This is a genomic window from Cyanobacteriota bacterium (genome assembly GCA_025054735.1).
Classification (GTDB): Bacteria; Cyanobacteriota; Cyanobacteriia; order SKYG9; family SKYG9; genus SKYG9.
In genome coordinates, this window is record JANWZG010000668.1 from 1 (window position 1) to 1,231 (window position 1,231).

Below are 1,231 nucleotides of genomic sequence, written 5' to 3' on the forward strand. Positions count from 1 at the left end.
ATAATGAAACGGTAGTGCCACAGGCAGTTGTGAGGCATAGTCAAATGGTACAGCTTGGGATGTCGTGGATTCGGATGGCATCGTGGGCAGGGCGATCGCTAGCAGGGATAGCGTTGACGACTGCTGTGGTCTGGGGGGGAGTCTTGGGTAGAGCTAGCCATGCTGCTGAAGATAAGCAGACCGAAGTCAAGACAGGTCAACTGGGGCCAGTGCAAGCCCAGGTAACGGCAACCCGTGATCCGGACGCTGGTATCTGTGCTACGGCTGCCCAACTGCGGATTTTGCGATCGGGTCAAGTAGTCCATGAACAGAGCCTCAGTCAACTAGATGGCTTTTGTAACATCATAGAAGTAATGGTCAAGAATCTAGACCTCGATGGCGAGCCAGAGATTATTGTCGATAACTTCAGCGGTGGTGCCCATTGCTGTGTCTCATCTTGGATCTATCACTACAACGCCACTGCCAAACGCTATGCATTCACTCGCCATGACTGGGGCAATGCTGGGTATCGCCTCGAAGACCTAGAGACATCATTGTATCGTCCGAGTGATTTGGGTCGCGGCCAAGTGAATGGACTGGAGTTTCGTACCCGTGACGATCGCTTTGCCTATGCGTTTGCGTCCTACGCCGGTTCCCTCTATCCCATTCAAATTTGGCGCTTTCGTCAAGGGCGAATGCTAAACGTCACCCGCCAATATCCCCAACTCGTCCGTGCGAGTGCCTATCAAAATTGGCTACTGTACGAGCAAACCAAAGATAGCATCGATGGGGGACGAGCAGCCCTAGCAGCTTACCTAGCGGACAAATACATGCTGGGGGAGGCAACTGATGGCTGGCAACGAGTGCAATCAGCCTATCGAGCCAGCGATCGTACTAAGTTTTTTGCTGATTTGCGTGCCTTCTTGCGAACAACCGGCTACACTGCCATTCCCCAACGCTGACTAACCTACAGTGGCCCAGATGCATGTCTCCTAGAGAGATAGCAACGTTAGAACAGAGTCATTCCAGATTAGCAAGAGACACTTAAGCTCCCCCTCTCCCGCGCTTTAGGAGAAGGTTTGGGGTGAGGGTAGCTGTTTCAACCCAAATTGAAACAACTATATCTGCTGGGGCGGTGCATGAAGTTTTTTAGTTGGTGTTGAAAACTCAGAGCTTGGGCATGTTGGTGAGGCTATGTTTACAACCCTCAGCAGCTCAAGGGGTAGCATTTAGCCAATCGAAAACCTGCTGG

1 protein-coding gene is annotated in these 1,231 nt (G+C 51.7%); it reads left to right on the top strand.

Going from position 1 to position 1,231, the window contains the following annotated elements; genetic code table 11:
- Positions 1–74 precede the first annotated feature (74 nt).
- On the top strand, positions 75–941 hold the full coding sequence (locus NZ772_19245; protein ID MCS6815693.1) for a hypothetical protein: 867 nt from the start codon (positions 75–77) through the stop codon (positions 939–941).
- Positions 942–1,231: the final 290 nt, after the last annotated feature.